This window comes from Vibrio kanaloae (assembly GCF_024347535.1).
In the GTDB taxonomy this organism is placed as follows: Bacteria; Pseudomonadota; Gammaproteobacteria; order Enterobacterales; family Vibrionaceae; genus Vibrio; species Vibrio kanaloae.
The window spans coordinates 1,066,526-1,080,421 of sequence record NZ_AP025497.1 but is presented as its reverse complement, the minus strand read 5'-3'; the positions used below and the strand labels follow the sequence as shown (position 1 = coordinate 1,080,421).

Annotated in this window: 11 protein-coding genes; 2 read left to right on the top strand and 9 right to left on the bottom strand. The window is 44.0% G+C overall.

Going from position 1 to position 13,896, the window contains the following annotated elements; all coding sequences use genetic code 11:
- Positions 1-72: 72 nt before the first annotated feature.
- The 7 genes from OCV24_RS05170 to hinT all read right to left on the bottom strand — a co-directional run bounded on the left by OCV24_RS05170 (position 73) and on the right by hinT (position 6,610).
- Positions 73-1,362 (bottom strand): NAD(P)/FAD-dependent oxidoreductase, encoded by a 1,290-nt coding sequence (locus tag OCV24_RS05170; RefSeq protein ID WP_150878197.1) that lies wholly within the window; start codon positions 1,360-1,362, stop codon positions 73-75.
- A 493-nt stretch (positions 1,363-1,855) separates the two neighbouring features.
- On the bottom strand, positions 1,856-2,395 hold the full coding sequence (gene ycfP, locus OCV24_RS05165; RefSeq protein ID WP_146443688.1) for an alpha/beta hydrolase YcfP: 540 nt from the start codon (positions 2,393-2,395) through the stop codon (positions 1,856-1,858).
- A gap of 111 nt (positions 2,396-2,506) precedes the next feature.
- Entirely contained in the window at positions 2,507-3,361 is an 855-nt protein-coding gene (locus tag OCV24_RS05160) for a phosphotransferase (protein WP_146443686.1), read from the bottom strand.
- 155 nt (positions 3,362-3,516) lie between these two features.
- Positions 3,517-4,107 carry a penicillin-binding protein activator LpoB gene (lpoB, locus tag OCV24_RS05155; protein WP_017057020.1) on the bottom strand — a complete coding sequence of 197 codons (591 nt, stop codon included), beginning with the start codon at positions 4,105-4,107 and terminating at the stop codon, positions 3,517-3,519.
- A 115-nt stretch (positions 4,108-4,222) separates the two neighbouring features.
- Positions 4,223-4,606 carry a YcfL family protein gene (locus tag OCV24_RS05150; RefSeq protein ID WP_017057019.1) on the bottom strand — a complete coding sequence of 128 codons (384 nt, stop codon included), beginning with the start codon at positions 4,604-4,606 and terminating at the stop codon, positions 4,223-4,225.
- Complete coding sequence (locus OCV24_RS05145) at positions 4,606-5,997, bottom strand: COG3014 family protein (RefSeq protein WP_077680629.1); 1,392 nt, start codon at positions 5,995-5,997, stop codon at positions 4,606-4,608. The genes OCV24_RS05150 and OCV24_RS05145 overlap by 1 nt, the downstream gene beginning before the upstream one ends.
- Positions 5,998-6,259: 262 nt before the next feature.
- A complete protein-coding gene (hinT, locus tag OCV24_RS05140; protein WP_004736268.1) occupies positions 6,260-6,610 on the bottom strand; it encodes a purine nucleoside phosphoramidase in 351 nt (116 codons plus the stop codon).
- Between the two features lie 277 nt (positions 6,611-6,887).
- On the opposite strand from hinT, the gene OCV24_RS05135 reads away from it, so the two are divergent.
- Both OCV24_RS05135 and OCV24_RS05130 read left to right on the top strand, forming a co-directional pair.
- Complete coding sequence (locus OCV24_RS05135; protein ID WP_150878195.1) at positions 6,888-8,879, top strand: methyl-accepting chemotaxis protein; 1,992 nt, start codon at positions 6,888-6,890, stop codon at positions 8,877-8,879.
- Between the two features lie 195 nt (positions 8,880-9,074).
- Positions 9,075-10,241, top strand: coding sequence for a DUF1887 family protein (locus tag OCV24_RS05130; RefSeq protein ID WP_150878193.1), 1,167 nt, complete (start codon positions 9,075-9,077; stop codon positions 10,239-10,241).
- A gap of 192 nt (positions 10,242-10,433) precedes the next feature.
- Here the strand turns inward: OCV24_RS05130 and udp are convergent, their stop codons facing one another.
- Positions 10,434-11,192, bottom strand: coding sequence for a uridine phosphorylase (gene udp, locus OCV24_RS05125; protein ID WP_017057015.1), 759 nt, complete (start codon positions 11,190-11,192; stop codon positions 10,434-10,436).
- Positions 11,193-11,492: 300 nt separating this feature from the next.
- The gene (locus OCV24_RS05120; protein WP_137031970.1) at positions 11,493-13,844 is read right to left on the bottom strand and encodes a zinc/cadmium/mercury/lead-transporting ATPase; all 2,352 of its coding nucleotides are present in this window, start codon (positions 13,842-13,844) and stop codon (positions 11,493-11,495) included.
- Positions 13,845-13,896: the final 52 nt, after the last annotated feature.

Here is a 13,896-nt window from a genome sequence, read left to right as displayed (position 1 = left end):
ACAAACAAAAAGAGCTCCAAAGAGCTCTTTTTGATTATTTGTGTACACCACTCTTTAAAAAAGCGTAACCGATTAGTGAAGCTTTAAGTTTGGACGAAGTACACGGTTAATACGGCCAACTAACATCATCAACGATGTTTTGATTAATCCATGAAGCGCCATTTGATGCATACGGTACAAAGATATATAAACTATACGAGCAATACGACCTTCAACCATCATAGAGCCTTTGGTTAGGTTACCCATCAAGCTACCTACCGTAGAGAAACGGCTTAATGAAACAAGCGATCCTTTGTCTTTGTAGATGTAATCTTTCAGGTCACGACCGTTTAGTTTGGCAATAATATTGCTGAATGCACAACTTGCCATTTGGTGGGCTGCTTGTGCACGCGGTGGAACGAATGAACCATCGGCTTGTGTACATTGTGCCAAGTCACCGATAGCAAAAATGTTATCATCATACGTAGTTTGCAGAGTGTTTTTTACAACCAATTGGTTAATACGGTTAGTCTCAAGACCACCGATATCTTTCATGAAATCTGGTGCTTTGATACCTGCAGCCCAAACCATTATTTGCGCTGGGATCTTGTCACCATCTTTGGTTGTTAGGCCATCAGCATCCGCTTGCGTCACCATAGTATTAGTACGAACGTTTACACCAAGCTTCGTTAGCTCAGAGTGTGCAGCACTTGAAATACGAGGAGGAAGAGCAGGGAGAATACGCTCACCCGCTTCAATAAGATTCACGTTCAGCTTACTTGAGTCTAGGTCGCCAAAGCCGTAAGTACGAAGCTCTTTAACCGCATTGTGTAGCTCTGCAGAAAGCTCTACGCCTGTCGCACCAGCACCAACAATCGCAATATCGACGGTCCCTTGACCGTTTTTAGCGTGAAGCTTCAAGAACTGATTGTTCATCTCTGTACGGAAACGGTGTGCTTGCTCTGGGCTATCAAGGAAAATACAGTTGTTACGAACACCTGGAGTATTGAAATCATTTGACGTGGAACCTAGCGCCATCACCAGGATATCGTATTCGAGCTCACGGCTTGGCATAAGCAGTTCACCGTGGTCATCTTTAAACTCGCTTAGAGCAATGACTTTACGCTCACGATCGATGTCGTTCAGGCTGCCCATTTGGAAGTCAAAGTAGTGGTTTTTTGCATGCGCGCGGTAACTCAATGCATCAACACCTTCATCTAACGATCCAGTTGCTACTTCATGAAGTAATGGCTTCCATAGGTGACTCGCTTTGCGGTCTACCAAGGTAATCTGAGCACGTTTTTTACGACCTAAGGTACGACCGAGTTTCGTTGCTAGCTCTAAACCACCAGCACCACCGCCTACTACGATAATTTTTGTCACAATGACAATCCTCTACAAAATGAATAAATGGGGTTCGGCTCGATTACTCCAACCGATAAATTCTATATATCTACTCGGCCCACCTTCAAAGGTTACGGCTTATTTGATAACTGTGATAATGGCTGACAACAGCTCACGAGTAGTTAGAGGGGTTTCAAATAACAAATGCTTTTCTGTTATTCTGCTCACGTGGGTAAAACTAAAAGGTGTCGACCTTCGAGGAAGAACACAAATAATGGGCAAGTTTTTCACTCGCTCTCAATTTTTTTTGATATTTGTCAAAATATTTTTCTTGTGAACATTATATATAGCAAAAAGATGACCGCAACAATAATCCATAACCTTAATGAGGATTCGCAACGAATGAGCTAACGTTTGAACAGCTCATAATCAAACATACATCAACATCTAGAAAAAAGAGTCCCTCTTAGTTTAGATGTAAAAAAGCAGCACTCGATTAAGTACTGCTTTTTTAGAAAATAGAATAGAGTGATTAAGCGTTTTTGAAAGCACTTATTGTCTGAAGGTGCTGAGAAATTTTTTTGAACTTATGGCTCTCTTTCTCATCCCAAATAACATCGTAGTAGTCTTCAAGCGCAGCTGCAGTCTTTGTATTATCATGAATTTCATCAGCACGAGAAAGTATAACTAAACAACGTCCTTTATTCTTCATACGATACTGAGAAACACACTTAGTTGCGATATCTTCGTACTCTTCAGGGCGATCTATTCGGCCAACCATGTTGTTCTCAGGTTCCAAATTAGGGTTGAACAATACCTGCTTAATCCCACACAAAAAACCAATACGCTCAGACCAAAAACCCCCTAAACCCACGCCACAAATGATTGGATGTGGGTCATCGGATTGCTCTATCACTTTATGCACTTCTTTAAGTAAATGTTGCATATCGTGTTTGGGATGCAAAGTACTGTAGTTAATAAAACGAACATCATCATCAATGAATTGCAGCTGCAATATCTTTTCGTGATTGCCGGGACTCGTAGAGTCGAAGCCATGCAGGTAAATAATCATTTGTACCTCCCTTATTGAATACTGGTACGCTTAGATTAATCTAACATGAAAAGTAAGGTTTTAAAGTAAAGAGAAATAAAATTAGATTTTTTTCACTTCCTAAACGTGATCCTAATTACAGAAAGTGCGGCTAAGATCTTCCGCTTCCTCTACGTAACTACCGTCTCCCCATAACTGATGTGCCAATAAATACCATAGCATTGCCATCATTCGACAGCGTGGTAACCATTGATCTACCCCGTCCACCCAAGCCTGCACATCATGGATGTCTCGCAGCTGACAATACTGATGAACGGCTTCAGCGATAGGCGCACCGGCAACAGAGATGGTTAAAGCCAAGTCTAGTCTTGGGTCTGCCAACGCTGCGTATTCCCAATCAATGATTTTGATTCCGTCGCGACTCTTCACGAGGTTATAACCACCCAAATCAAAATGACACAGAGATAAACCAACACTTGAGATGTTCGGAGCTGATCGCCATTCTTGATAAATAGTAGTATAGGTTTCGTTCTTGTGTGCATCATCAAGTTGAAGCCAGTAATGGTCAACTCGTGCGGTGAAGCTAAACGGTTGGAGTGGTAGTCGCTTGGTGTTAACTAAATGCACCGATGTGAGTGTTTTTAAGAGGTGATATAGGTCTAGCCCCTCATATAACGTATCACCTGCTACCCACTCGACTAGTAACCCGTGCTGATTAACCAGTATTGGGCTTGGGCCAATACCAAGACGTTCTATGGTAGACAATACTTGGTACTCTTCATGACGAGAGATAAAAAAAGCTTTAGTGATCGGCGTAATCGGGCGCCAAACATACGCTTTCTCGTCTGCGGAAACCAATTTCCAACATCGATTAGTCAAACCGCCTGTTAAGGTCTGCGCCCTGATTGGTGGCTCAGAAAAGTAACCATCAAGCGAACTCAGACTGGTATCAAGAAGCTTAGCCTCAGACCAAGAAAAAATTGCCATTGTTTATTCCCTATAAACGTCTTCAGTTCTTACAAAAAAGACACTGACCAAAAGCCAGTGTCTCTTCATAAAACAGCATTTGATCTGTTGCATTGGCGTATGGCCAAGCTAAACACTGTCAATACTGGCTGCGTTGAGTTAACAAGTAAGCGAAATTAAAGACCCAGTAGGCTCTTAGATTGTTGCTTCCGGATTTCAGTCTCATCTGCCCATTCAATCAAACCAGACTCAAGATCCATTAGACGCATCGTCATTTTGTAGTAAACATCTCCATCGCTACCGTCTTTCTTTACAATGCTTGATAGGTTGCCGTACAACATATATTGCGCACCGACCATTTTACCAAACTGGATTGCTGAGCTTTGGTTTACCAACTCATCATTATTTTGGAAATTCAATTGGTCACGAACAGACTCTACACGGTCCATATCAACGAAGCGAAACTTGCCAGAGTTCAACATCTTAGTACTGATAGTGTCAGTAATTGACTCTGTATCGATGTGCTCACTGGTTTTGTTCTTGATTCGCTCTACAAACACGATTGGACGCTGCTCACGAGTGATGTAAGCCACAGAACCAGAAGCCATCATGCTATCGACCATTTCACCCGCAATCGTTTGAAGGTCAGTTGAACCGAAATCGATTGTCGTGGTTTCTACTGCTTGTGCATCACCGTAGCTTACCTTGTTTGAACAACCACCTAAAATAACCGCTAAACCTAGTAACGCAATGACACTCTTTTTCATGTTATTTCCTTAACTTATCACTGAGTGGGGTGACCCTCACTCTTAAATTCTTGTATTAGCGAATCAATAGTTCTTCTTTTTTGATCCCTGTTTATTTTAACTTTGTTCTGATGAGTTACTGCTCTCGGAACTGAACTCGGAACTGAGTTGCCTTCGGGTTTACCGATACTTCTGACAACGAAATACTTTCAAAGCCACGAACAATCGCTTGCTTCCAAGGGCCTTGTTTTAGGTTGACCTCAAGCCCTGCATCGTCGTACCAATAGAAACGATAGAGGATATGTTGATCGCCTTTATAGTTGCTGTTTAAACGAACGATTCCTCGTGTATGACCATCAATTTGGTCGGTGCGAATATCTTCAACCATTAAACGGCTGCCCAATACCTTGTCACCAAAGAATACGTTCTGAGTCAGGCTATCAACCCTTACGCCAGCTGTATTATCAGCACAACCAGCTAGAGCTATAACCGCTGCTAAGCTCACTAACCACTTTTTCATTACAGCCTCCCTAGCTGTTTATGCCACATTGTTGCGTTGTTCCCTTGTCGAGAAATCCAAACCACGGTGGTCTGCCCTTCTCGAATATCAAAGTCATACGTTTTCACGCCCGCTTCTAACGTATATTGACCGCTACTTGCTACAAACGTGCTGCTCTTAATCTCAGCTGGTAACGATTGCCAACTACGAGTATCTGGTTGTTCGGTGAATACATTCCACACATTGAACAAAATATTACCAACGTCGTTGCCTTTAGTTGCTTCTTTTCGGATACGATCTTTTGCCACAACACGCAGAGCCTGACGAATTACAATAGTCGTCAGGCGTTCAGATAAATCGTTCTGAGCCATTGCGTTTACGTCCGTGAGCAAGTGTTCTTGCAACGGCTGCCCACTGATTCGTAGGGTTGGAAAACGCTCTACACTCTGACTTGGGTAATATGGCAGCGCCAGAGAATATACCGCTCCCTGATCTCGACTGTCATAAATAGGTAAATCCAATCGCCAACTGTCCATTGCTTGAACAGCGCTTTGCTCCTGAAGCACAATCACACGGCCTTGACCGTTGCCAAGCTTAGACGATTGCTTGTAACGCTTTTCAAGTGTCGCTAAATCTTGCCTCATTCCTAAACGAGCGGCTGTCGCCATCGTTCTATCGATGACTTCTTGGTTCTCTGGCATAACCGCCAAAGCACGTCGATAATCAACATAAGCGCTGTTTAAATCATTTGAAGCCTCATAAAGCAGGCCAGAAAAAAACATCAAATACGCATTCTGAACTGACTGCAGCTTCTTACCCGCATCCGGATAATTGGCAAGGATGCTACCGACATTGGCAGACAAGCCTTGCTTCTTCGCATCGTTAGCGGCTCTTTCTAGATCAGCTTCACGTTGCTTCTTTGCTTGTTCTTGAACTTGGTTGGCACGACGCATTTCGATCACCGCACCTTCTAGATCGTTCTTCTTGAGGTAGTTTAAGCCAAGATAAAGATGAAGAAAGCCTAACTCGTAATCGGGCGGCACATACTCGGTAATATTATCGTTGACAGCCAACGCACCCACGCTGGTCGCACTGTCTGAAATAGAGATCACGGCTTTGTTTTGTTGCTCTTTTACGGCCTGATCGGCCAATTCAAACGAAGACTTACTCTCAGGGTACTTTTGATCGAGCAGATTAATTCTGCCTCTTTCAAAGTTATCAAGGATGGCTCCTGCCGCGTAATCTGGTAACTCTTGTTGAGCCTCTGAATAATCTCCAGACTTCACCGCTTGATAGATAGCTTTGTTTTGTGCGCTGTAATGACTGAACAGGCTGCCTGCAGACATACTTGCACATCCCGCGGTCAACGCCGATAACAGGGCAATGGAAGCGAATCTAAACTGTTGCTTCACTTATCGTCTCCGTGCATGTTTCAAATGCCAACTTTAGTTGTCTCATTATCAAAACGAAACGTGTTGTAAAAAGGATCTCAAGCCAGTTGAAACCCTACTGATTTAGCCTCTACCTAGGCGATGCCGACATTCAGACAACAGATAGAACTTAAAGTTGGCATACAAACTACAAATTTTCCAACTAGCTGTTTATGTGAATCAACTAATTGGCGAGTTTTCGTTAGCTCATTAGCTTTTTAACCAACTCATCAACTTGTTTTGGTTAGCTCATAAGCAACGGACCAAGCGGACGGCCACCCACTAAGTGCATGTGAATATGGTAAACCTCTTGACCACCATGAGAATTACAGTTCACGATAAGACGATAGCCATCTTCTGCGATTCCTTCTTCTTTTGCTAACTTACGAGCAACGGTAAACATGCGCCCCATCATCGCTTCATCTTCGACTTCAACATCGTTGGTTGTTGGAATCAGCTTGTTTGGGATAATCAAAATATGGCTAGGAGCGCGAGGGTTAATATCGCGAAACGCCGTTACTAAGTCGTCTTGGTATAGCAGATCTGCAGGAATTTCTTTATTGATGATCTTACTAAAGATGGTTTCTTCAGCCATGTTTTTCTCCGATAAAACATTTACTTTTTAATGTTTTGAGTATGCGCTATGCCGCAACAAACCACAATAAATCCGCTTTAAAGCTTAATAAAAAACACCGTTCAAATCAAAGAAAACGAGCTTTAGATCTCAAGAATGGCATATTGGTTATAACTGAGGGTTATTTTTGACGTGTGCGTCATAAAATGCGTACGCTTAGCTGAATAGAATGCTGATAATTTTGTTAGTTTTACTTTGACCTGACATTGGGTCTGCATTTTAATTTAGGGAGAAAGCCATGAAGGGATCTGTGATCAAGCGTATGTACGCTGGCTTCGCACTGATCATCATCATGTTTGCCGTCACGATAACCATTATGATGAACAGCATGAATCAGATACACAGCAATTTCGAGAGTGTCTCAGAAACCTCATTACCGCTTGTTGCGCTTTCAAATCAAACGAGTGTTCAACTGCTTTCAGCTGATAAATCGTTTAAAGATTTTTTAACCACCCAAAATACAGAGCGCATGTCTGCAATGCGTACCGAATTTGCTGCATCGAAAGATGCTTTTTCTGAAGTACTCGGAAGACTCTCTGTAGCAAGCGGCAATAACGCGGCGCTCGTAGACCGTATTACACAGCTAAGAGCAATGGAAGAGCGCTACTTTGCAGAAGCAGCTGAAGCCATGAGCAACTACTTGGCGATGTTCGAAGCACAAGAACAAGTACAAAAAGCATCACGTGACTTCCAACGCCTACATTCAGAATTAACGGTTGGCATGAAAGAGTACGTTGCCGACCAAAAAAGCATCTCTGTAAAAGTGATGGCAAAGAGCTACTTCATTAAACTGCAAGACGCAGAAGTCATCACCTCTGATGCCCTCGCTAGCTCTGATGTTGCCTTCGTACAGAAAGCCGTAAATCAAAACAAAAAGGCCGTGACTCACCTCAACTACGCTTATCGCGGCTTATCAACACAACTACCTGCACTTAAAAATGTCTTCGATGAGTCGGTTCAAAAGTTCACCAAAGACGTTGGCCAGAAAGGTGGCGTACTAGACAAACACAACAACTATCTGCAAGCAAAACAAGCGCTGTACGTCAACATCGCTAACCTTGCGGTGGAAATTGACCAAGCGATGGCCGTGTTAGATTCATTCAACGTGACCGCAGAAGAGCAACTTAACGCTTCACTGGCAGACGCGAGCAGCATTTACGACAAAGGCCTATTTAACGCGATTGCGATTGGTATTGTTGTAACAGTATTCGCTGCAGCAATCGGTTATCACATTGCACACAGTGTAAGAGAGCCATTAACTCGTATTTTAGGGACATTGGAAGGCCTAACTGAAGGCGATATGACTCAACGTATCGACATTCGTTACGACAACGAATTCAGCCGCGTGAGCCGTCACATCAACACCTTGGCCGACAACCTACACAATATTCTTGTGAAGCTGAATGATGCTTCAGATGACTTAACAAAGACCGCAAGCGTAAACCAGAAGACGTCTTCTGAAACGCAGGTGCAACTGAACAACCAACGCGAACAAACTGCAACCGTTGCGACGGCGATGACAGAAATGTCTCATTCTGTGCAAGAAGTGGCGAACAGTGCGCAAAGCTCATTAGGCATGGTTCAACAAGTCGAATCAGCTTCTGAATCTGGTCGTCAGATAATGAACACTAACATCAGCACCATCAATCAACTTGAAGTTCGTCTGACTGAATCTGTCAGTGCGGTGGGTGAACTGCAGCAAATGAGCAGCAAGATTGGTTCGATTCTGGATGTAATTCGTGGCATTGCCGAGCAAACTAACCTCCTCGCATTGAATGCGGCGATAGAAGCGGCACGCGCGGGTGAGCAAGGGCGTGGTTTTGCGGTAGTAGCAGATGAAGTTCGAGTACTGGCACAGAAGACCACGCAATCAACGTCTGAAATTGAAACCATGATCAGTAACCTGCAATCAAGTTCGAAAGCGGCTAGCAACGTAATTGAAAGCTGCATGAATGATATGGACATGTCGGTTGAACAAGCTTCAAGTGCCAATAGTGCGATGGAAGAGATTCAAGCATTAATAATGGAAATCAGCCATATGAGCACACACATCTCTCAAGCTGCTGCAGAGCAGAGTGAAACCTCTGGCGATATCGCGCGCAACATCGAGGACATCAACTACATCGCAGATGCAAGTTACCAAGCGATGTCATCGATTGCTGAAGCGAGCCAAAACCTAACGATTCTAGCGAATCAACAGGGTGATTTGGTTCATCAATTCAAGCTATAGATAAACGAAGAATCGATAGATATTTACTGCAATTCTAGAGACTTGCTACCCAATAGTGGTAACTAATTGAACAAGGGCAACTTTTATCAAGGGTTGCCCTTGTTTTCCATGAGCTTTGTCATTATATGATTACTATGGCTTGCTGCTTTTCGTTTTCTTTCCCCTTTATGAGCGAGCCGCTATTAAGGAATTTATATGGCTGTTCATGTTGGTATTATCGATCAAGACCCCATTCGCTTGATCACCCCACTACTCGATAACCGAACGACCAGCACTCATATTGTGTTTATCGGTGACAAGAATCAAGCAAGTATGTATCAACGCTTGCACAACGTTTTGCAAAAACGCGACATTACGAGTGAGTTTTTCGAAATCCCGACGATCGTAAACACGTCGGCTATTAAGGAATCTATCCAAAGCTTAGCAGAAGACCTCAAGGCACGTGGCCAAGAAGTCAAGCTCAACGCTAGCTGCGGCCTACGTCACCGCTTACTTTCCGTTTACGAAGTCTTTCGCACTTATCATTGGCCCATTTTTGTAGTTGAACCAAACAGCGACAAACTGTGCTGGCTCTACCCAAACGGCAAAGAAGATACACAAGTCCAAGACCGTATTACTATCGATGACTACCTGACGGTATTTGGTGCTCGTGGTGAATTCAGCGACGTAAAACTGTCTCCTCAGCTTGATCAAAAACTTTATGAATTGGGTGAGCGCTGGGCAAGCAATGCACTAGAATTAGGCCCTGGCCTTGCGACATTAAACTATCTAGCAACGACCTGCCGTAAAGAACAGAAGCTTGATGTTGGACTGTCTGAGAAACAACAAGGCTACCGTGAACTGAACATGCTATTGAACGATCTGGTTGAAGCTAAGATTGCGACTTACAATAATGGTATTTTGACCTTTGCCAATGAAGACGCGCGTCGCTTCTCAAACGGTGAATGGTTGGAAACTCTGGTTCACAGTACCGTGAAACAAATCCAAGATGACATGCCGACAATACAAGACCGTTCGTTGAATGTTCAGGTATACCGTCAGCTCGGTGAACGTGAGGTTCGAAACGAGCTTGATGTTGCATCAGTGGTGAACAATAAACTGCACATAATCGAATGTAAGACCAAAGGCATGCGCGATGATGGTGATGACACCTTATATAAACTGGAATCGCTAAGAGATTTATTGGGTGGCCTGCAAGCACGTGCAATGTTGGTGAGCTTCCGTCCTCTCCGTCATAATGATATCACTCGTGCTGAAGACCTTGGATTAGCATTGATTGGCCCTGAAGAATTGAAAGATCTCAAAACACACCTAAAAGTATGGTTTACAGCGGCTGGTGGTAACGAAGATTTAGAGTGCTAATCTGAAGAAAATTGAGCAACTCGTTCATCAATAAGTAAAGAAAAAGGCGAACGGCTTAATTAGTCATTCGCCTTTTTTGTGCTCGTTTACTTTTATTTATCTTAATAAAAAATGGCCGCATCTTCCGATTCGGCCATTTTCAAAATCTTTCTGATACTTTAGTTCATCTAAAACTAAAGCATAAAGTAATGCTTAAAGCATTTTACGGGCAGCTTCTACAACGACTTTGATTGAGCGTGCTTCAGTCACTTTTAGAGTGTCGTGATCAGGCGTTTCTTTTTGAGTACGGTTGATGATGACACCAGCAACACAACCCGCCTTCAAACCAGAACTTGCACACATTGTTAGTAGTGTGGCTGATTCCATTTCAAAGTTTAGAACACCCATGTCTTGCCATTCTTGCATAGAACCTTGGAAACGCTTAACAACGCGACCAGAGAATGTATCGTAACGCTCTTGACCTGGGTAGAAAGTATCACTTGAAGCGGTTACGCCCATGTGAACGTCTGCACCTGATTCTTCAACTGCCGCTTTCATCGCCGTTGCAACATCAAAGTCAGCAACCGCTGGGAACTCCATCGGTGCAAAGTGCAAGCTAGCACCGTCTAGACGAACAGAACCAGTTGAAACAATCATATCTCCCACTTTTACGTGTGGTTGGATAGCACCCGTCGTACCAACACGTAGGAAGGTGCGAACACCAAGTTGAGCAAGCTCTTCAACGGCGATAGAAGTAGATGGGCCACCAATACCTGTTGAGCACACCACAACTGACTTGCCGTCTAGCTCTGCACGATAAAGTGTGTATTCACGGTGGCTAGCAAGAAAGACTGGATTTTCCATCTCTTCTGCAATTTTTTGAACACGAGCAGGATCACCAGGGATGATCGCAAGAGTAGCACCGTTAAGATCTGCTTCAGTAACACCTAAGTGGAAAACAGCTTGAGACATAATTCGCTCCTTTTGGCTTATTGGGCTTTTTACCCTTATTTAAGCTCATAGTAAATTCGTGGGGTACGCACACACTCTAACCAAGCTTACTACAAAATGAAGTGACCCCCATCACACCAATGATCGCAACAAAGCTCAATGTTTCACGAAAAACCGATTGGCATCACAAAAAGCAAGCAATACATAAGTCTTTGTTGCATATTAATGAGACAAGAGCGCCTGTAACGCATTATCGCGAATAACGTACTATCGCTAAAGACGCTTCTCAGATTAAGAATGTTCTATATAAGCGATCCGAACTTAATCCGCTTTAGATTTAAATCGAAGCAGACGTAGAGCATTCAGTGTAACTAGAGCTGTCGCGCCAGTATCAGCCAACACCGCAACCCATAAACCAGTAATCCCAAGCAAACTGGTCACCAAGAATACGGCTTTTAAGCCAAGCGCGAGTGCTACGTTTTGACGAATATTGTTCATCGTCGACTGTGACAATTCAATCATCGCTGATAGTTCAGTTAATCGGTTATGCGTGAGTGCAGAATCGGCGGTTTCTAGGGCAACATCAGTACCGCCGCCCATCGCTATACCCACATTAGCGGTTTTCATCGCTGGCGCATCATTAATACCATCCCCGACCATCGCAACATGCGATTGTTGAGAAAGCTCTTCAACATAAGACACCTTGTCACTTGGAAGTAAGCTCGCCTTGTATTGCATACCAATCTTGCTACTTATAGCAGCCGCACTGCGTGGGTTGTCACCCGTCAGCATGATAGATTGAATACCCAAGTCATTAAGTCGTTCAATCGCAACCTTAGCGTCACTGCGTAACGTATCTTGCCACGCAATCAATCCAATAGGTGTCACTTGATCTGTTGATTCTTCTTGATGCTTAAGCTCTAGAGCAATAACAACCGTCTTACCCTCACCTTCTAGAGCTTCTACCTGAGACACAACATCAGTAGCAAGATCGAAACTGACTTTAGAAGGAGCCAACACTTGGTATTTAATGCCATCGACATCACCTTCGACACCACTACCAATCAGCGCCTTCTTATTGTGTGATTCTGGGATGTCTATCTTCAGCTCTTTTACTTTCGCCACCAGCGACTGCGCCAATGGATGAGTAGAACCGACTTCAATAGCACCCACTACGCGTAACATTACGTCTTGCTGCCAACCCGATAGAGGCTGAATATCGGTAACCTGAGGTTTCCCCTCCGTCAATGTACCCGTCTTATCGAAGGCAATCGTTTGAATTTTGCCAAGTTGTTCTAGTGCCGCGCCGCCTTTAATTAGCGCGCCACGTTTTGCCGCAGCAGCCAAACCAGAAGTAATCGCAGCTGGCGTTGAGATAACCAAGGCACAAGGGCAAGCAATCAACAATAGCGCTAGGCCGCGGTATACCCAGGTTTCCCAAGGTTGAGCGAACAACAGTGGAGGCGTGATGATCACCAACAAGGCAACCAACATCATTAATGGCGTGTACCAACGGCTGAACTTATCAAGGAAGCGCTCCAGAGGTGCTTTACGAGATTCCGCCTCTTCAATCAAATGAAGAATACGGTCGATCGCATTCTCACCCTGCTTTGATGTGATAGTGATAAGAACGACTTTATCCACAACCACAGCGCCAGCCATGATGCTGCTGCCTTCGATATGTTCAACTGGGACAGATTCGCCAGTCAATGCACTTTCATCAAAACTCGCGGAATCTGTATTCAGTTGACCATCAGCGGGTAAACGAGATCCTGCAGAAACTTCGATAACATCACCAGGTACCAGCTCACTCACTGCAACTTCAGTCCGTTCGCCGTTGATAATTTTAGTCGCATTCTCTGGCACCAGTGCCATTAGGGCTTGCACACCACTTCTTGCTCTTGATGAAGCAAAAGCCTCCAAACGCTCACCAATCAAGAACAACAGTAATACCATGGCTGCTTCAATGGTTTCACCAAGATATAGAGCACCAAGAGCAGCGACACTCATTAAAGTTTCTATCGCGAAAGGTGTCCCAGATCGCGCTAATTGAACCGCCTTTTTCGCTACTGGATATAAGCCAAGTAAACAGGTTGCGATAAATAAGCCTTCGCTGAATTGAGGGAACGAGTTTCTCAGAAGAGCAGCGATCAGCATTGAGGCTGCAATCGCTATGATTTGTAAATTAGGTTGGATATGAGCTTGCCAAAACGTCTCTGGTTGTTGTTTTTCTTTCTTCGCCCCCACTTCGGTTAGTGGGAAGCCAGTTTTCATAGAGACTTGTTCAATGGTGTCGACGAGACTTTCTTTTTCGAATTTCACAACCAACTTTTCGGTAGCAAAAAGAACCTTCGCTTGAATCACACCGTCAATGTTACTGATCGCGTTCTCTATTTTTCTTGCACAAGCTGGACAGTCCATTCCGGCCACCAGCCAACTTTTGGAGAATTTGGCATCAAGAGATAAGGTTGAGGAGTGACTGTCTTCTTCTCCACTGTCCGACCCACAACAATCATCTCCAGACGGCGAAGACGCAGCAACAGAACTGCAACATGCAGATGAAGTACCTGCTGCGGTAATGCTTGAAATTTTAGGGCTAGAGCAGCTTGCTCCTGCCGCTTGAGGTTGAACGTCCACTTTTGTTGAGCGGCACACTGCATGTTTTGCGCACATATTGTATCTCCTTAATACTCAAAAAGCCTTGAGGCAGTTGCTGACTGATAAC